A 17539-nucleotide genomic window follows, 5' to 3' on the forward strand; every position below is an offset into this window, starting at 1 on the left:
TTATTCAATCAGTTGAGCGTCTTTGAGCGCGCCAATGGCAGCGAGCCAGCGCGGGTCTTGACGGTATTCGGTGCTGGCGTGCGATTGACCGCGCATCTGCGCAATACGCGCGGATGGCTTGACCTTCAAACGCTGAGCGGCACTCAGGGCGAGCTCGGCGGCAGCACGATCATTGCACACCAGGCCCATGTCACAACCGGCGGTCAATGCCGCTTCGATGCGACTGGCGGCATCGCCGACCACGTGGGCACCGGCCATCGACAAGTCGTCACTGAAGATCACCCCTTCGAACTGCAACTCGCCGCGCAGGATGTCCTGCAACCAGCGACGGGAAAAACCGGCGGGCTGGGCATCGACCTGTGGATAAATCACATGAGCCGGCATGACTGCGGCCAGTTGCCGGCTCAATCGGGAGAACGGCACCAGGTCGTTGGCGCGAATCTCCTCGAGGCTGCGTTCGTCATTGGGGATCGCAACGTGGGAGTCCGCCTCGGCCCAGCCGTGGCCGGGAAAGTGCTTGCCAGTGGCGGCCATACCCGCGCTGTTCATGCCACGGATAAACGCTCCCGCCAGCTGTGCCGCACGCTCCGGGTTACCCTCGAACGCACGGGTGCCAACCACCGCGCTGCGTTGGTAATCCAGGTCCAGTACCGGGGCGAAGCTCAGGTCGAGCCCCACGGCCAGCACTTCGGTGGCCATGATCCAGCCGCACTGTTCGGCCAGGTATTCGGCGTTCGGGTTGTCGGCGATGGCACGCATGGCCGGCAGCCGCACGAAACCCTGACGCAGGCGCTGCACCCGACCACCCTCCTGGTCCACCGCCAGCAGCAGGTCAGGGCGAACGGCGCGGATCGCCGCGCTGAGCTCGCGCACCTGGCGTGGGTGTTCGATGTTGCGGGCAAAAATGATTAGGCCGCCCACTTCAGGCTGACGCAGTAATTGGCGATCTTCGGCCGTCAGCCAGGTACCGGCGACGTCCACCATCAACGAGCCTTGCAGGCCAGCAGTCATAGAGATTCCTTGATAACGATGAACCCGGCTCGCACGCGTCCGCTGCCTGGGGCTGTGCCCGGCAGGTCGGCGATATGAATGGGGAGCGGATTCGCAACGAGAGTCGGCATGGGCGGCTAGCTTAGCGGATGTCAGCTGCCGCGCCCACCCATGCGCGGTCAAACCTTGGCGGCGACCTGTGTCGACTTGCTACGGGGACGCAACTGCGCCGTGGCCATCGCCGCGTCGGTCACACCGGTTTCGGCACGCATGCCGGCGGCCAGGAACGGCACCATCAGACGCATGACCTGCTCGATGGACGTGTTGACGCCGAAATCGGTCTCGGCAATGGCCCGCAAGGCCTTGATCCCCGACATGCTGAATGCTGCGGCCCCCAGCATGAAATGCACACGCCAGAACAGCTCGATTGGCGGAATGCGCGGCGCCGCTTCGTTCACCAGCATCATGTAGCGACGAAACACCTTGCCGTACATGTCCTCCAGATAACGACGCAGGTGGCCCTGGCTCTGACTGAACGCCAGCCCCAGCAAACGCATGAAAATGGACAGGTCGTTGCCGCTGCGCGGTTGCACCACGAGGGCCTGCTCGACGAGGATTTCCAGCAATTCCTCGAGGGACGGCTTGTTTTCCGGCTTGGCCTGGCGCCGCTCCAGCTCTTTATCGAGGCTCAGGCAGAACGGCCCGAGAAAGCGCGAGAAAACAGCCTGGATCAGTGCTTTCTTCGAGCCGAAGTGATAATTCACAGCCGCGAGATTGACACCGGCCTTGCTGGTGATCAAACGCAACGAGGTTTCAGCAAACCCTTTTTCCGCGAACAACTGCTCGGCAGCATCGAGAATGCGTTCAACGGTTTCCGACTGGGCCATGGCTACTCCGCCTGACAAACACTTGTTTGAAACATACGTTTCAGCCCAGGCCTTGTCAAGCCTGCCGGTTCGTTTTGGGAATGGTCAGTCAGCTATTTAATCACACATTCAGGCACGGTTAATCAGCACACGGATTGACCGTCTGGCGGCGAGCAAAAAAAGGGGCATTGCCAAGATGCTTTCACTGTATATAATCCCAGTCACTGTATAAAAAGACAGAGCGATCAATATGCTAAAGCTGACGCCACGCCAAGCAGAGATTCTGAGTTTCATCAAACGCTGTCTTGAAGACAACGGCTACCCGCCCACTCGTGCGGAAATTGCCCAGGAACTGGGTTTCAAGTCGCCGAACGCGGCTGAAGAGCACCTCAAGGCACTGGCCCGCAAGGGCGCCATCGAGATGACGCCAGGCGCTTCCCGCGGCATCCGCATCCCGGGCTTCGAAGCCAAGGCCGACGAATCCACTCTGCCGATCATTGGTCGAGTCGCTGCAGGCGCACCGATCCTTGCCCAGCAGCACGTCGAAGAGTCCTGCAACATCAATCCAGCGTTCTTCCACCCGCGAGCCGACTATCTGCTACGGGTGCATGGCATGAGCATGAAGGACGTCGGCATCTTTGATGGCGACCTGCTGGCCGTCCACACCACCCGCGAAGCCCGCAACGGCCAGATCGTGGTGGCGCGCATCGGCGACGAAGTCACCGTCAAACGCTTCAAGCGCGACGGCAGCAAAGTCTGGTTGATTGCCGAGAACCCCGAATTCGCCCCTATCGAAGTGAACCTGAAAGATCAGGAACTGGTGATCGAAGGCTTGAGTGTCGGCGTCATTCGCCGCTAAAGGAGGCTTTATGCAGTTCCCACACACCTCACAGCAAGCCCAACTGCCGTTGTTCGAGGCATTCATGGTGCAGCCGATGGCGCCGATTCTGAAAGACGTGGTCGAGTCGCCCTGGGGCGCCGAACCCGAAGTCTTCAGCGAGCTGTCACTGCGTGGTGCGGCCGGGAGCTGCCTGAGCCTTCTGGCACCGATCCTCAGAGAGCTGAGCGAGGATCAGGATGCACGCTGGCTGACATTGATCGCCCCACCCGCCAGCCTGACACAGGCCTGGTTGCGGGACGCCGGGCTAAATCGTGAACGCATTCTGCTGCTGCAACCGCGTGGCAGCCAGAGCGCACAACAGTTGACCTGCGAAGCCTTACGCCTGGGTCGCAGCCATACCGTCGTCAGCTGGCTCAACCCGCTGAGCACCACGGCACGGCAACAGCTGATCAGCGCCGCCCGAACCGGGGACGCACAAAGCCTGAATATTCGACTGGGCTAAACAAGACTGCGCCGAATGACGCATGGCTTCTCCAAGGACAGAGAAGCCGTAACGGGGCGACGAACGGGATCAGTGGAGAACCCGGGAGCCTTCATCCGTATTGAATTCACCTTCGACCAAACGACCGGCCATCTGAACGCCGACGCTCAACATCGCCTTGGCGACCTCAACATGCTGGCCCTGCAGGAACGCCTTGGCATCCTCTGAGAAATTCAAAGTAACCAGAGAACCCTCGTCCTCAGCCCTTCGCAGCTCGATTCGGCCGTCTGGTAACTCGACAATTTCTAGAAAGGACGTTGGCATAAAGGTCTGGTCTCCACGAAAGGCAGGCATTATATAGGCATCGGTCAGGCTTCGCTCAGGATCTTGACCAAATGCCACTTCGAAGAGAATTTTCTGACAGCAAGCCCTGAACGAACAGCCTCCAGCAACCGCCCTTCCCATCCTCACGCCATCAGCATTCGTTCAAACCTTCGCGAAACCGGATCGCCAGCCCCTTGAGGTTCTGGCGCCAGGTCTCCAGTTCTTCACGACTGAGCTCTTCAGGCTCGTCCTCTTCATCCAGGTTAACGGCCAGAATCAGCGGCTGCGTCACGTCCCCCTTGGGCTTGTGGGGAGCACGGGGTGGCTGAAACAGCGCCGCATGCGCCGATAGCAGCTTGGCCAGCCAGGTTTCCGGATTTTGCGCCAGCTCCACCATTTCGGCCATTTCAGGAATGGCGATGGTGTCCAGCACTGCCCGGGTCAACAGCATCTCGGCGCGGGACGCATTGGCCTGTGGCAAGCGATAGAAGCCGGCGATCTCATGACACAGGCCCAGCAAGGCTCCGTACAAATGGAACAACGCCGATTCGCGTCCGGCCTGGATCAGCGCGAGAGCGTTCATGGCCCGCCCCTCTTCGGCTCTGGCGAGGGCTTCAAGCGACAAGCCGGCAAAATAGATCTTCTGGTTGGTACGGGTATAGAGCTCGTGGGCCATGACGGCAGCCTCCACAACAAGGAATCGCTTCACGCAGGTCGGACAGTGTCGGGGATCAGGCAATCCCACCGCAAGCCCTTCCGCCTGCCCCGCGCGAGCGAGCGTGCAGGGCATAAAAAAGGCCGCATGCTTGCATGCGGCCTTTTCGTTACAGCGTCAATCAGGACTTCGCGGCAGGACGCTTGTCTTCAACGGTCCACTTGCCACCGTCGTAGTAGGCTTTCCAGCCAGTCGGCTTGCCGTCGACTTCGGTCTGCACATACTGCTCCTTGGTCTTGCGGCTGTAACGGATCACCGCAGGAAGACCATCCGGATCCTTCTTCGGCGCCTCACAGAGGAAATGATACTTCGGATCGATCTCATCCTTGTGCGGGATGATCTCGATCACCAGCGGAGCACGGGTCTCGCGGTTTTTCGGAAACTGGCTCGCTGCCAGGAACAGTCCGGAAGCACCGTCACGCAGGATATAGGTGTCGTTGACCTTTTCGCATTTCAGCTCAGGCATCTTCACCGGGTCCATTTTCGGCGGTGCCGCGTCGCCGCTCTTCAACAGCTTGCGAGTGTTCTTGCACGTCGGGTTGGTGCAGCCGAAGAACTTGCCGAAACGGCCGGTCTTGAGTTGCATCTCGCTGCCGCACTTGTCGCATTCCAGGCTCGGGCCTTCGTAGCCCTTGATACGATAGACACCCTCTTCGATTTCGTAGCCCGCGCAATCCGGGTTGTTACCGCAGATGTGCAACTTGCGCTTCTCGTCGAGCAGATAGGCGTCCATCGCCGTGCTGCAGATCGGGCAGCGGTGCTTGCCACGCAACACCAGCGACTCCGACTCACCCTCGTCGTCCGCAGCGATTTCATCGCCCGGCACCAGGTTGACGGTGGCTTTGCAGCGTTCTTTGGGCGGCAGGCTGTAACCCGAGCAACCCAGGAATACGCCGGTCGAAGCCGTACGGATCTGCATCGGACGACCGCAGGTCGTGCACGGGATATCGGTCATCACCGGCTGGTTGGCACGCATGCCGTTTTCCGCGCTTTCGGCCACTTCGAGCTTCTTCTTGAAGTCGCCGTAGAACTCGTCCAGCACGTTTTTCCAGTCACGCTCGCCCTGGGCCACGTCATCGAGATTCTCTTCCATGCCGGCGGTAAAGCCGTAGTCCATGAGGTTGGAGAAACTCTCGGACAGACGCTCGGTGACGATGTCACCCATCTTTTCCGAATAGAAGCGACGGTTGTGCAGCGCCACGTAGCCGCGATCCTGGATGGTCGAAATGATCGCTGCGTAGGTCGAAGGACGACCGATGCCGCGCTTTTCCATTTCCTTGACCAGGCTCGCTTCCGAGTAACGCGCCGGCGGCTTGGTGAAGTGTTGGGTCGGATCAAGCTTGATCAGCTTCATCACGTCGCCCTGGGCCATGTCTGGCAGCACGTCATCATCACCCGGCTTGGCGATTTGCGGCATGACGCGGGTATAACCGTCGAACTTCAGGATGCGGCCCTTGGCGCGCAACTCGAAGTCGCCGGCACCGACGGTCACCGTGGTCGACAGGTATTGGGCCGGCAGCATCTGGCAGGCGAGGAACTGGCGCCAGATCAGCTCGTAAAGACGCTCGGCGTCGCGCTCCATGCCCGACAGCTTGCTTGGCTCGGTATTGGCGTCGGACGGACGAATCGCTTCGTGAGCCTCCTGCGCGCCTTCCTTGCTGCTGTAGACGTTCGGGGTTTCCGGCAGGTATTTCTTGCCGAATTCGCTTTCGATATAGGTCCGCGCCATGGCCACGGCATCGGCCGACAGGTTGGTGGAGTCGGTACGCATATACGTGATGTAGCCGGCTTCGTACAAACGCTGGGCCATCATCATGGTTTTCTTCACACCGAAGCCCAGGCGGTTGCTGGCAGCCTGTTGCAGGGTAGAAGTAATGAACGGTGCCGACGGCTTGCTGCTGGTCGGCTTGTCTTCGCGCTTGACGATGCTGTAGCTGGAGGCCTTGAGCTTTTCCAGTGCAGCCATGGCCTGGGCTTCGTTCAGCGGCTTGAACGCCTCGCCCTTCTCGCGAGCGACGTCGAAGCGCACCGTCGCGCCCTTGGCGGTACCCAGGTCAGCGTGAACTTCCCAGTACTCTTCCGGAATGAACGCGCGGATTTCACGTTCGCGCTCGACCACCAGCTTCACGGCAACCGACTGCACGCGACCGGCGGACAGGCCACGGGCGATCTTGGCCCACAGCAGCGGCGACACCATGTAACCCACCACGCGGTCGAGGAAACGACGCGCCTGCTGAGCGTTGACACGATCGATGTCCAGTTCGCCCGGCTCGGAGAAGGCTTCCTGGATCGCCTTCTTGGTGATTTCGTTGAACACCACGCGCTTGTAGCGGCTGTCATCACCACCGATGGCTTCGCGCAGATGCCAGGCAATGGCTTCCCCCTCGCGATCCAAGTCGGTTGCGAGATAGATGGTGTCAGCATCCTTGGCGAGCCGGCGAAGCTCCTCGATGACCTTTTCCTTGCCCGGAAGGATCTCGTACTTGGCTTTCCAGCCATGATCGGGATCGACCCCCATGCGCGAAACCAGCTGATTGCGCGCTTTTTCTTTCGGCGTGAGCACCGGACCTTCACCCGCAGCCTTGCCGCGCTTGGCGGCCGGCTCTTTGCTGGCGCTAGCCGAACCGCTGGTGGGCAGGTCTCGGATATGGCCGATACTCGACTTCACCACGTATTGGTTGCCCAGATACTTGTTGATGGTCTTGGCCTTAGCCGGGGATTCCACAATGACCAGCGATTTGCCCATGGATCAGAAAATTCCTGAATTCTAGAAGTGAGAGGCGGTTGGCGCCTGACGCGGCACCGCTATATATAGTGGCTACAAGGTGAGGTCAAGCGCAGGGTTTTGCGCGCACTCAGCTCATGGCTTGGAAAAAACGCTCGGTTCGGCCTGTACCAAAGCAAAGCGTGGCACCTGTTCGCCGTCAACCTCGACCGACTCCAGGAACATGCTCAGGGGGCGTACCCAAAAGCCGTAATCGCCATACAGGGCTTGGTAGAAGACCACTTCCTCTTCCGTTTCCGAATGCCGCGCAATACTGAATACACGGTACTGCGGACCTTTGTAATGTTGGTAGAGCCCTGGTTGTATCGGCATGTATTGGCCCTCACTCAAATCTTTTCAAAATAAAAACAAAATAAATTCAGAAAAACAAAAACCGGGGCACTTGGCCCCGGCTTCCATCAACGGAACGCTTAAACGCGTTCGAAGACGGTGGAGATGCCTTGGCCGAGACCAATGCACATGGTCGCTACCCCGAAGGTGCCGCCATTTTGCTTCATCACGTTCAGCAGGGTGCCGGAAATACGCGCACCGGAGCAACCGAACGGGTGACCCAGGGCGATCGCGCCGCCGTGCAGGTTAACCTTCTCATTCATCTTGTCGAGCACTTTCAAATCTTTCAGCACGGGCAGGGCCTGTGCGGCGAAAGCTTCGTTGAGTTCGAAGAAGTCGATATCGTTGATGCCAAGGCCTGCGCGCTTCAAGGCTTTTTGCGTGGCCGGTACTGGACCATAGCCCATGATCGCCGGGTCCACACCGGCCACAGCCATCGAGCGAATCACCGCCATTGGCTGGATGCCCAGGTCTTGCGCACGCTGTGCCGACATCACGATCATGCACGAAGCACCGTCGGTGATCTGCGACGAAGTACCGGCTGTCACGGTGCCGCCCTTTGGATTGAACGCCGGCTTCAACGTCGCCAGGCTTTCCAGGGTGGTTTCCGGACGAATGGTCTCGTCGTAGTCGAACAGTTTCAGGAAACCGTTCTCGTCATAGCCCTGCATCGGGATGATTTCGTCCTTGAACTTGCCTTCCACGGTCGCCTTGTGCGCGAGCTGGTGGGAACGCACGCCAAAGGCATCCTGTTGCTCACGGGTGATGCCGTGCATCTTGCCCAGCATTTCCGCGGTCAGGCCCATCATGCCCGAGGCTTTTGCCGCGTACAGCGACATGTGCGGGTTCGGGTCGACACCGTGCATCATGCTCACGTGGCCCATGTGCTCGACGCCACCGACCACGAACACGTCACCGTTGCCGGTCATGATCGCCTGCGCAGCAGTGTGCAGCGCGCTCATCGACGAACCACACAGACGGCTGACGGTCTGGCCGGCCGAGGTGTGCGGGATCTGGGTCATCAGCGACGCCATGCGGGCGATGTTCCAGCCCTGCTCCAGGGTCTGGTTCACACAGCCCCAGATCACGTCTTCGACTTCGTTCGGGTCGACCTTGACGTTGCGTTCCAGCAATTTGCTGATCAGGTGTGCCGACATGTCTTCGGCACGGGTATTGCGGTGCATGCCGCCCTTGGAGCGGCCCATCGGAGTACGACCGAAGTCGACAATCACGACGTCTCTAGGATTCAAGCTCATAAGTTCACTCTCACTCTAGTTGGGGGCGCTTAACCGAAGAAGCTCTGGCCGTTCTTGGCCATTTCGCGCAGCTTCGCGGTCGGGTGGTACAGCGCGCCCAAATCAGCGTACTGGTCAGCCAGGGCAACGAATGCTGCAACACCGATCGAATCGATGTAGCGCAGCGCGCCGCCACGGAATGGAGGGAAACCAATACCGTAGACCAGACCCATGTCGGCTTCGGCGGCGGTTTCGACGATGCCGTCTTCCAGGCAACGCACGGTTTCCAGGCACAGCGGGATCATCATCCAGTTGATGATGTCTTCGTCAGTGACTTCGCGCTGCTCGTAGACGATCGGCTTGAGCACTTCCAGCACCGACGGATCGGCGACCTTCTTCTGCTTGCCCTTCTTGTCGGTCTCGTAGGCGTAGAAACCCTTGCCGTTCTTCTGGCCCAGGCGTTTGGCTTCGTAGAGCACGTCGATGGCCGAACGGCGATCGTCCTTCATGCGGTCCGGGAAGCCTTCGGCCATCACGTCACGACCGTGGTGGCCGGTGTCGATGCCGACCACGTCCATCAGGTAGGCCGGGCCCATCGGCCAGCCAAACTTTTCCATGATCTTGTCGATACGGACGAAGTCCACACCGGCGCTGACCAGCTTGGCGAAACCGCCGAAGTACGGGAACAGGACGCGGTTGACCAGGAAGCCCGGGCAGTCGTTGACGACGATCGGGTTCTTGCCCATTTTCTTGGCGTAGGCAACGGTGGTGGCAATCGCCTGTTCGCTGGACTTCTCGCCACGAATCACTTCCACCAGCGGCATCATGTGCACCGGGTTGAAGAAGTGCATGCCGACGAAATTTTCCGGACGCTTGAGGGCCTTGGCCAGCAAGCTGATGGAAATGGTCGAGGTGTTGGACGCGAGGATGGTGTCCTCTTTGACCTGGCCTTCCACTTCAGCCAGTACGGCTTGCTTGACCTTCGGGTTTTCGACGACAGCCTCGACCACCAGGTCCACGTGACCGAAATCGCCGTAGGACAGGGTCGGGCGAATGCCGTTGAGCACTTCAGCCATTTTCGCAGCGGTCATGCGGCCTTTATCAACGCGGCTGACCAGCAATTTGGCGGCTTCGGCCAAGCCTTGCTCGATACCGTGCTCGTTGATGTCCTTCATCAGGATCGGCGTCCCTTTGGAAGCCGACTGGTAGGCGATGCCGCCACCCATGATGCCGGCGCCCAAAACGGCAGCCTGCTTCACATCGCTGGCGATTTCGTCGTAGGCCTTGGCCTTTTTCTTCAGTTCCTGATCGTTGAGGAACAGGCCGATCAGGCTCTGCGCGGCAGAGGTCTTGGCCAGTTTGACGAAACCGGCCGCCTCGACTTCCAGTGCCTTGTCGCGACCGAAGTTCGCCGCCTTCTGGATAGTCTTGATCGCTTCGACCGGCGCCGGGTAGTTGGGGCCTGCCTGACCGGCCACAAAACCCTTGGCGGTTTCGAAAGCCATCATCTGTTCTATGGCGTTCAGTTTCAGCTTTTCCAGCTTCGGTTGACGCTTGGCCTTGTAGTCGAACTCGCCGGAAATGGCACGTTTGATCAGTTCCAGTGCAGCTTCCTGCAGCTTGCCAGGCGCAACCACGGCATCGACGGCACCGACTTTCAGCGCGTCTTCGGCACGGTTTTCCTTACCGGCGGCAATCCATTCGATGGCGTTGTCGGCACCGATCAGGCGCGGCAGGCGAACGGTACCGCCAAAGCCCGGGTAGATGCCCAGCTTGACTTCCGGCAGGCCGATCTTGGCGCTGGCGGACATGACGCGGTAGTCCGCTGCCAGGCACATTTCCAGACCGCCACCCAGGGCGATGCCGTTGATCGCGGCGACGGTCGGGACGTTGAGGTCTTCGAAATCGCTGAAGATCCTGTTGGCTTCGAGGTTGCCAGCAACAAGCTCTGCATCCGGCAGCTTGAAGTTGTCGACAAATTCGGTGATGTCGGCGCCGACGATGAACACGTCCTTGCCACTGCTGACGATCACACCCTTGATCGAAGCATCTGCCTTGATGGTGTCTACGGCCTGACGCAATTCGTTCAGGGTTAGACGGTTGAACTTGTTGACGGACTCACCCTTGAGGTCGAACTTCAGTTCGACGATGCCACTTTCAAGAGCCTTAACCGTGATGGCTTTACCTTCGTAAATCATCAACTGATCTCCACGATATGGAAGCTGAACAGTACACGTCGGAAGCAGGCGAATGGCTGGGCAGGACGTTCTTCGTCGATGCTACGCCAATCCACCCGACACACCCGCCAACGCGATAGTCGGGATTCTGTAGGAGCGCTGTGTAATGCAAACGCTCAATTCATACGCCCGTTTGATTTGGGTACGCCACCTTCACGGAATTTCCGGCAATTGTCAATCGCCCAAAATGCGGGTTGAAATGCGACTTTGCAGTCATTTCTGTAGGACGAAGGCCGGCAACACGCCCCTGCATGCACACACATTCATAGAATCAATAGTTAGAAAAGTCGCCCTAATTCACCGCAGCCCGCTCTGGACAGGCTACGCTGGGGGAACCTGGAAAATTTTGAACGCTTTCGGCGAACGCCAAGCGTAAGATCAGCCCAACCGAATTACCGGCCTGCCTGGCCAACCCCGCCCGATGATGTTGTCGGGCTTTTTATTGCCTGTTCCTCGCGGACGTGGTCGCGAGGCAGGAGTCAGGCTCAGGCGAGCGCCTTGAGGGTGGTATCAATGTGCTGCAAGACCTCGGCCTCGCCCTTCTCTCCCCAATACAAGGCGATCATTTGCTGGTCGGCTTCAACCTTGTAGACATTGCCAGGCAATCTTTCGAAATGATTGAGCAGCGCCTGATCGTCGCAGACCTCCTGCCACTGATTCACCCAGACCCCCGGCGCTTTCTGCCAGTAAGTCCAGCAGGCTGGCTGTTTGCTGCGGCGCGGCCGATGGTACTGCGCACAGGGGCTCGGAGGCTCCGGCTGCAGCCAATGCGGCCATTGCTGAGGGGCCAGTTGCATGGCCAATCCGATGCGGCGAGCCTCCATGCGCAGGGCGATACGCCCGCTCTGGCCACGGGAAGGTCGCAGCCATGCCAGGGGGCTCAACACCACCAACAGGATTGACACCACTATCCAGACCGTCATATGTGTACTCCCGATTCTTGATGAGCGCATTGAGTCACGTTGAAAACAATGTGCTTGAAACCAGCCATACTTACCCTTATTGCAGTTTTCAGGAGGAGCACCTTATGCCCTACTTCCACATTCTGGTCGCCGTCGACCTCACCGAAGAGTGCGATCCTGTCATCCACCGCGCTCGCGAATTGTCGGTGAACAGCGGCGCGAAACTGTCCCTGGTACACATCGTCGAACCCATGGCCATGGCCTTTGGCGGCGATGTGCCAATGGACCTTTCCCAATTGCAACAGCAACAGTTCGATCAGGCCAAGGAGCGCCTCGACCGGCTGATCCTGAAGTACCCGGAGATTTCCAAGGAGTACAGCCACCTGACCTACGGCCAACCACGCCAGGAAATCCATCACCTGGCCAAGGAGCAGGGTTGCGACCTCATTGTGGTGGGCAGCCATGGGCGACATGGCCTGGCACTGCTGCTCGGCTCTACCGCCAACGACGTGCTGCACGGGGCACCTTGCGATGTGCTGGCCGTGCGGTTGCAGAGCAAAAGCTGACGCTCACTTCCGCAAGGCCATCGGCCAGTGACCGGCACATGAAAAGCCCGGCATTCACATCAGTGAAGCCGGGCTTTTTTATCCCTGGATCAATCAGGCATCCAGTTCGGCCCAACGCTCGACCATCACGTCGAGTTCGGCTTGCAGCTGTTCAAGCTGGGCGATCACTGCAGCCGTCTCGGCAGCGGGACGCTGGTAGAAACCCGCATCGGCCATCTTGGCTTCAACGGCTGCGATCTGCTGCTCCATGGCCTCGATCTGGCCGGGCAACATTTCCAGCTCACGCTGCAACTTGTAACTGAGCTTCTTCTTCGCCGCCGGCGCTTCGACCACGGCCGCCACTGGTGCCGGCTCGGCCTTGACCACCGCCGAGTTCAGGTCAGCCTTGCCGGATTTGCTCTCGGTGACGCCCAACAGACGCGGCGAGCCACCCTGACGCAGCCAGTCCTGATAACCACCGACGTATTCGCGCACCTTGCCTTCGCCTTCGAACACCAGGGTGCTGGTGACCACGTTGTCGAGGAATGCCCGGTCGTGGCTGACCATCAGCACGGTACCGCTGAACGTCAGCAATACCTCTTCCAGCAATTCGAGCGTTTCCACGTCGAGATCGTTGGTCGGTTCGTCGAGGACCAGCAGGTTGGCCGGCTTGCTGAACAGTTTCGCCAGCAGCAGACGGGCGCGCTCGCCACCGGACAGCGCCTTGACCGGCGTACGGGCACGCTGCGGGCTGAACAGGAAGTCGCCGAGGTAGCTCAGGACGTGACGGCTCTGACCGTCGATGTCGATGAAGTCGCGACCTTCAGCGACGTTATCCACAACGGTTTTCTCCAGATCCAGCTGATGGCGCAACTGGTCGAAGTAGGCGACGTCGATCTTCGTGCCCTCTTCCACCTTGCCGCTGGTGGGTTGCAGGCCGCCGAGCATCAGTTTCAGCAGCGTGGTCTTGCCGGTGCCGTTGGCACCCAGCAGGCCGATACGGTCACCGCGCTGCAACACCATGGAGAAATCGCGGACAAGGAACGGACCGTCCGGGTGAGCAAAACTGACGTTTTCCAGCACCATGACCTGCTTGCCGGATTTTTCCGCCGTTTCCAGCTGGATATTGGCCTTGCCGGTGCGCTCACGACGTTCGCTACGCTCGACACGCAGGGCCTTGAGGGCGCGCACACGACCTTCGTTACGGGTGCGTCGGGCCTTGATGCCCTGACGAATCCACACTTCTTCCTGGGCCAGGCGCTTGTCGAACAGCGCGTTGGCCGTGGCTTCGGCAGCCAGTTCGGCTTCCTTGTGCACGAGGAAGCTGGCGTAGTCGCCGTTCCAGTCGATCAGGCCACCGCGATCCAGTTCGAGGATGCGGGTCGCCAGGTTCTGCAAGAAGGAACGGTCGTGGGTGATGAACAGCACGGCTCCCTGGAAATCCTTCAGCGCATCTTCCAGCCAGGCGATCGCACCGATGTCCAGGTGGTTGGTCGGCTCGTCGAGCAGCAGCAGGTCCGGCTCAGACACCAGGGCCTGGGCCAGCAGGACGCGACGGCGCCACCCACCGGACAGTTCGGCGAGGGTCTTGTCGGCCGGCAGTTGCAGGCGACTGAGGGTGCTGTCGACCAGGGTCTGCAAGCGCCAGCCATCACGGGCTTCGAGGTCGTGCTGGACGTGCATGAGTTTTTCCAGATCGGCATCGGTGACGATGTTCTGGCTCAGGTGGTGGTATTCGGCGAGCAATGCACCGACACCGTCCAGACCTGCGGCCACGACATCGAAAACCGTCCGCTCGTCGGCTACCGGCAATTCCTGCGGCAATTCGCCGATCTTGAGGCCGGGTGCGCGCCAGACGGAGCCGTCATCGGGCTTCTGGTCGCCCTTGACGAGCTTCATCATGCTGGACTTGCCAGTGCCGTTGCGGCCGATGATGCACACCCGCTCACCACGGGCGATCTGCCAGGACACCTTGTCCAACAGCGGCATAGCGCCGAAAGCAAGGGACACATCGCTGAATTTGAGCAGGGTCATGAGCTTCTCCAAAAACCGGGCGCGCATTCTACCTGAATCGAGGCTTCAGAAGGCCGGCAATTTCACTTCACAGGCACTCTGCAACACAAATGTTGCGAACTGATGCCGACAGGGCCGCAAAGCTTTCGCCCGCTGCTGGCAAAAGGCTAAGCTACAGATTATTCAGTGCGGGCACGGCTCGCACTTGTCATGATTTCTCTGCCCGGATGTCTCATGCGCAGTCGCCTTTTCAGTCTTTTATCGTGCTTGCTCCTTTCTGCCACTGCCGTTCAAACAGCCCAGGCGGTGGACTTGTCCACCCAACGCCAGTATTACGATGAAGCCAAGCGCGCCCTGGCCAAGGGCGATACCGGTCCTTACATGCGCTACAGCCAGGCCCTGAGCACCTACCCGCTGGAACCCTACCTGGCCTATGACGAACTCACCGCACGCCTGAAAACGGCGAGCAACGCCGAGATCGAGAAATTCCTCGCCGAACACGGCGACCTGCCCCAGGCCAACTGGATGAAACTGCGCTGGTTGCGCTGGCTGGCCGAGCGCGGCGACTGGGCGACCTTCGTCAAGTACTACGACCCCAAGCTCAACTTCACTGAACTGGACTGCCTGAACGCCCAATACCAGATCAGCCACAACCTCAAGTCCGAAGGCTACGCCAACGCCAACAAGCTCTGGCTGACCGGTAAATCCCTGCCGGCGGCCTGCGACGCCCTGTTCGGCATGTGGGCGGCCGAAGGTCAACTGACGGAACAGAAACGCTGGGAGCGCACCAAACTGGCGGCCCAGGCGCGCAACTATCCGCTGGCCAACAGCCTGGTCAACGGCCTGAGCACCCTCGCCCCACGCGGGCGCCTACTGGTGGATGTGGCGCAAAAACCCGAATTGCTCAACCAACCGTCGCGCTTCACCCCGGCCGACGAGCCGATGTCCGACATCGTCAGCCTGGGCCTGCGCCGCCTGGCTCGCCAGGACCCGGACAAGGCCATGGCACTGCTCGACGGATATGCCAGCAGCATGCACTTCTCCCGCGATGAAAAAGTCGCGATCGCCCGGGAAATCGGCCTGACCCTTGCGCGCCGCTTCGACAGCCGCGCCCTGGACGTGATGACCAAGTACGACCCGGAGTTGCGCGACAACACCGTGTCCGAATGGCGCTTGCGCCTGCTGTTGCGCCTGGCGCGCTGGGACGACGCCTATCAGTTGACCCGTCGCCTGCCACAGGACCTGGCCACCACCAACCGCTGGCGGTACTGGCAGGCCCGCAGCCTGGAACTGGCGCAACCGCAGAACCCGGAGGCGCTGACGCTGTACAAGAGCCTCGCCCGCGAACGTGATTTCTACGGTTTCCTCGCCGCCGACCGCTCGCAACTGCCTTACTCGCTGGTCAACAAACCGCTGGTGCTGAGCCAGGCCCTGATCAACAAGGTGCGCAATACGCCGGGCGTGCGACGCGCCCTGGAGTTCCACGCACGCGGGCAGATCGTCGACGGTCGTCGCGAGTGGTACCACGTCAGCCGGCACTTCAACCGGGACGAAATGGTCGCCCAGGCGAAACTGGCCTACGACTTGAAATGGTACTTCCCGGCGATCCGCACCATCAGCCAGGCGCAGTATTGGGACGACCTCGACATTCGCTTCCCGATGGCCCATCGCGACACCCTGGTGCGCGAGGCCAAGGTCCGTGGCCTGCACTCGAGCTGGGTGTTTGCCATCACCCGTCAGGAAAGCGCCTTCATGGACGACGCCCGCTCCAGCGTCGGCGCCAGCGGCCTGATGCAATTGATGCCGGGCACCGCCAAGGAAACCGCACGCAAGTTCAGCATTCCCCTGGCCTCGCCACAACAGGTGCTCGACCCGAACAAGAACATCCAGCTCGGCGCTGCGTACCTGAGCCAGGTGCACAGCCAGTTCAACGGCAACCGTGTCCTCGCTTCCGCCGCCTACAACGCCGGCCCCGGCCGCGTACGTCAGTGGCTGCGCGGCGCCGATCACCTGAGCTTCGACGTGTGGGTCGAGAGCATCCCGTTCGACGAGACCCGCCAGTATGTACAGAACGTGCTGTCGTACTCGGTGATCTACGGCCAGAAGCTCAACTCACCACAACCGCTGGTGGATTGGCATGAGCGGTATTTCGATGATCAGTGACCAGGCGTGAACCGCTGAAAAAAATGCCCGCATCGAGAGATGCGGGCATTTTTCATGGCGCTCAAGCTCTCACGCAGACCGAAGCGCTGCTGCGACATTCTGGCCATGCGGGGTGAGTCGGTATCGCTGAATCGGGCTACGGGGCGAGTCAGGGTCGGTCATCTCAATCAAACCCGAAACCAATGCAGGCTTGAGATAGTTGGCCCTAAAGGTCGCCTTGTGAGCCAATCCGAGCTCCGTCATCAGATCGTTAACCTTTAGCGGCGTAGCTCCATCGAGGGCACCCAGCAGCTTCGCTACTTGGTCGGTTACTTGGTCGGTTACTTGGTCGGTCAACAGTTCGCTTCTCGCCGCTTCCTGTAGCGCAAGACGCAATGCCTGCAACATGAACTCAACAAAAGGTGTCGCCTCGGCCAACTGATCAGCTGCGGACAACGCACCGTAATAGGCATCTTGCTGGTCTCGTATCACCGATTCAACTGGCAGATAAGCCAGCACCGGACGCCACTGACTGAGGATGAGCGTCTGCCATAAGCGCCCCATGCGGCCATTGCCGTCGGCGAACGGGTGGATAAACTCGAACTCATAGTGAAAGACGCAACTGATGATCAAGGGATGCCAATCAGAACTGCCAAGCCAAGCCAGCAGTTCCTCTACCAAATGAGCAACCCGACTCGGCGGCGGAGCCATATGAACCAGTTTGTCACCCCGATAGATACCCACACCGGCTTGGCGAAACCGCCCACTGTCGTCGATCAGCCCGCCCATCAGCATCTGATGCGCTGTGAGCAAGTGGGCTCGACTGTTTGGCTGCCACTCTGACATGGCCTCGTAAGCCGCGAAGGCATTACGCACTTCCTGGATTTCCCGAGGCAAACCCAGCACACGCTTCCCCGCCAGAACAGCGGTCACTTGCTGAATACTCAGTGTATTGTTCTCGATCGCCAGCGACGCCTGAATCGTGCGAATACGATTACCCCGTCGCAGCTGAGGTGTTTGCTTCCTACTTTCTCCCGCCGACAGTCGACCAATCTGCTCACTGATCTCGGCAATCAAGGTCAACATTGCAGGGGTCAGCGTCAAAGGTGGTTGGTAACGACCCATATCCTCAT

15 protein-coding genes are annotated in these 17539 nt (G+C 59.9%); 4 read left to right on the forward strand and 11 right to left on the reverse strand.

Going from position 1 to position 17539, the window contains the following annotated elements:
* Both nagZ and psrA read right to left on the reverse strand, forming a co-directional pair.
* Complete coding sequence (gene nagZ, locus IB249_RS01880; RefSeq protein WP_192301828.1) at positions 1-1011, reverse strand: beta-N-acetylhexosaminidase; 1011 nt, start codon at positions 1009-1011, stop codon at positions 1-3.
* Positions 1012-1169: 158 nt separating this feature from the next.
* Positions 1170-1877 (reverse strand): transcriptional regulator PsrA, encoded by a 708-nt coding sequence (gene psrA / locus IB249_RS01885; RefSeq protein WP_192301829.1) that lies wholly within the window; start codon positions 1875-1877, stop codon positions 1170-1172.
* A gap of 229 nt (positions 1878-2106) precedes the next feature.
* On the opposite strand from psrA, the gene lexA reads away from it, so the two are divergent.
* A complete protein-coding gene (lexA, locus tag IB249_RS01890; RefSeq protein WP_192301830.1) occupies positions 2107-2715 on the forward strand; it encodes a transcriptional repressor LexA in 609 nt (202 codons plus the stop codon).
* A 10-nt stretch (positions 2716-2725) separates the two neighbouring features.
* Positions 2726-3199: an SOS-induced cell division inhibitor SulA gene (sulA, locus tag IB249_RS01895; protein WP_192301831.1), complete on the forward strand. Its 474-nt coding sequence runs from the start codon at positions 2726-2728 to the stop codon at positions 3197-3199.
* A gap of 69 nt (positions 3200-3268) precedes the next feature.
* On the opposite strand, the gene IB249_RS01900 is transcribed toward sulA, so the two are convergent.
* The 7 genes from IB249_RS01900 to IB249_RS01930 all read right to left on the reverse strand — a co-directional run bounded on the left by IB249_RS01900 (position 3269) and on the right by IB249_RS01930 (position 11727).
* Positions 3269-3502, reverse strand: a complete 234-nt coding sequence (locus IB249_RS01900) for a hypothetical protein (RefSeq protein WP_192302801.1) — start codon at positions 3500-3502, stop codon at positions 3269-3271.
* 151 nt (positions 3503-3653) lie between these two features.
* Entirely contained in the window at positions 3654-4178 is a 525-nt protein-coding gene (locus IB249_RS01905) for a DUF6586 family protein (protein WP_192301832.1), read from the reverse strand.
* A gap of 160 nt (positions 4179-4338) precedes the next feature.
* Positions 4339-6963, reverse strand: a complete 2625-nt coding sequence (gene topA / locus IB249_RS01910; protein ID WP_192301833.1) for a type I DNA topoisomerase — start codon at positions 6961-6963, stop codon at positions 4339-4341.
* A gap of 114 nt (positions 6964-7077) precedes the next feature.
* Positions 7078-7314, reverse strand: coding sequence for a DUF1653 domain-containing protein (locus IB249_RS01915; protein ID WP_123365569.1), 237 nt, complete (start codon positions 7312-7314; stop codon positions 7078-7080).
* Between the two features lie 98 nt (positions 7315-7412).
* Entirely contained in the window at positions 7413-8588 is a 1176-nt protein-coding gene (fadA, locus tag IB249_RS01920; protein WP_077047137.1) for an acetyl-CoA C-acyltransferase FadA, read from the reverse strand.
* 29 nt (positions 8589-8617) lie between these two features.
* The gene (gene fadB, locus IB249_RS01925) at positions 8618-10765 is read right to left on the reverse strand and encodes a fatty acid oxidation complex subunit alpha FadB (protein ID WP_192301834.1); all 2148 of its coding nucleotides are present in this window, start codon (positions 10763-10765) and stop codon (positions 8618-8620) included.
* 524 nt (positions 10766-11289) lie between these two features.
* Positions 11290-11727 carry a hypothetical protein gene (locus IB249_RS01930; protein ID WP_192301835.1) on the reverse strand — a complete coding sequence of 146 codons (438 nt, stop codon included), beginning with the start codon at positions 11725-11727 and terminating at the stop codon, positions 11290-11292.
* Positions 11728-11831: 104 nt separating this feature from the next.
* Here IB249_RS01930 and IB249_RS01935 point away from each other — a divergent pair, with 104 nt between their 5' ends.
* Entirely contained in the window at positions 11832-12272 is a 441-nt protein-coding gene (locus tag IB249_RS01935) for a universal stress protein (protein WP_192301836.1), read from the forward strand.
* A 93-nt stretch (positions 12273-12365) separates the two neighbouring features.
* Here IB249_RS01935 and IB249_RS01940 read toward each other — a convergent pair whose 3' ends face one another.
* Positions 12366-14285, reverse strand: a complete 1920-nt coding sequence (locus IB249_RS01940; RefSeq protein ID WP_192301837.1) for an ATP-binding cassette domain-containing protein — start codon at positions 14283-14285, stop codon at positions 12366-12368.
* A 213-nt stretch (positions 14286-14498) separates the two neighbouring features.
* Here IB249_RS01940 and IB249_RS01945 point away from each other — a divergent pair, with 213 nt between their 5' ends.
* Positions 14499-16427 (forward strand): transglycosylase SLT domain-containing protein, encoded by a 1929-nt coding sequence (locus IB249_RS01945; RefSeq protein ID WP_192301838.1) that lies wholly within the window; start codon positions 14499-14501, stop codon positions 16425-16427.
* 69 nt (positions 16428-16496) lie between these two features.
* Here the strand turns inward: IB249_RS01945 and IB249_RS01950 are convergent, their stop codons facing one another.
* Positions 16497-17531 carry a Fic family protein gene (locus tag IB249_RS01950; protein WP_192302803.1) on the reverse strand — a complete coding sequence of 345 codons (1035 nt, stop codon included), beginning with the start codon at positions 17529-17531 and terminating at the stop codon, positions 16497-16499.
* Between the last annotated feature and the right edge of the window lie 8 nt (positions 17532-17539).

Origin of the sequence: Pseudomonas sp. PDM04, from assembly GCF_014851765.1 — a bacterium.
Classification (GTDB): domain Bacteria; phylum Pseudomonadota; class Gammaproteobacteria; order Pseudomonadales; family Pseudomonadaceae; genus Aquipseudomonas.

Coding starts and splice junctions, on each gene's coding strand:
- IB249_RS01905 (WP_192301832.1), bottom strand. CDS start 4,178: ATGGCCCACGAGCTCTATACCCGTACCAACCAGAAGATCTATTTTGCC.
- nagZ (WP_192301828.1), bottom strand. CDS start 1,011: ATGACTGCTGGCCTGCAAGGCTCGTTGATGGTGGACGTCGCCGGTACC.
- IB249_RS01945 (WP_192301838.1), top strand. CDS start 14,499: ATGCGCAGTCGCCTTTTCAGTCTTTTATCGTGCTTGCTCCTTTCTGCC.
- fadA (WP_077047137.1), bottom strand. CDS start 8,588: ATGAGCTTGAATCCTAGAGACGTCGTGATTGTCGACTTCGGTCGTACT.
- IB249_RS01900 (WP_192302801.1), bottom strand. CDS start 3,502: ATGCCAACGTCCTTTCTAGAAATTGTCGAGTTACCAGACGGCCGAATC.
- IB249_RS01950 (WP_192302803.1), bottom strand. CDS start 17,531: ATGGGTCGTTACCAACCACCTTTGACGCTGACCCCTGCAATGTTGACC.
- IB249_RS01935 (WP_192301836.1), top strand. CDS start 11,832: ATGCCCTACTTCCACATTCTGGTCGCCGTCGACCTCACCGAAGAGTGC.
- sulA (WP_192301831.1), top strand. CDS start 2,726: ATGCAGTTCCCACACACCTCACAGCAAGCCCAACTGCCGTTGTTCGAG.
- fadB (WP_192301834.1), bottom strand. CDS start 10,765: ATGATTTACGAAGGTAAAGCCATCACGGTTAAGGCTCTTGAAAGTGGC.
- lexA (WP_192301830.1), top strand. CDS start 2,107: ATGCTAAAGCTGACGCCACGCCAAGCAGAGATTCTGAGTTTCATCAAA.
- psrA (WP_192301829.1), bottom strand. CDS start 1,877: ATGGCCCAGTCGGAAACCGTTGAACGCATTCTCGATGCTGCCGAGCAG.
- IB249_RS01915 (WP_123365569.1), bottom strand. CDS start 7,314: ATGCCGATACAACCAGGGCTCTACCAACATTACAAAGGTCCGCAGTAC.
- IB249_RS01940 (WP_192301837.1), bottom strand. CDS start 14,285: ATGACCCTGCTCAAATTCAGCGATGTGTCCCTTGCTTTCGGCGCTATG.
- topA (WP_192301833.1), bottom strand. CDS start 6,963: ATGGGCAAATCGCTGGTCATTGTGGAATCCCCGGCTAAGGCCAAGACC.
- IB249_RS01930 (WP_192301835.1), bottom strand. CDS start 11,727: ATGACGGTCTGGATAGTGGTGTCAATCCTGTTGGTGGTGTTGAGCCCC.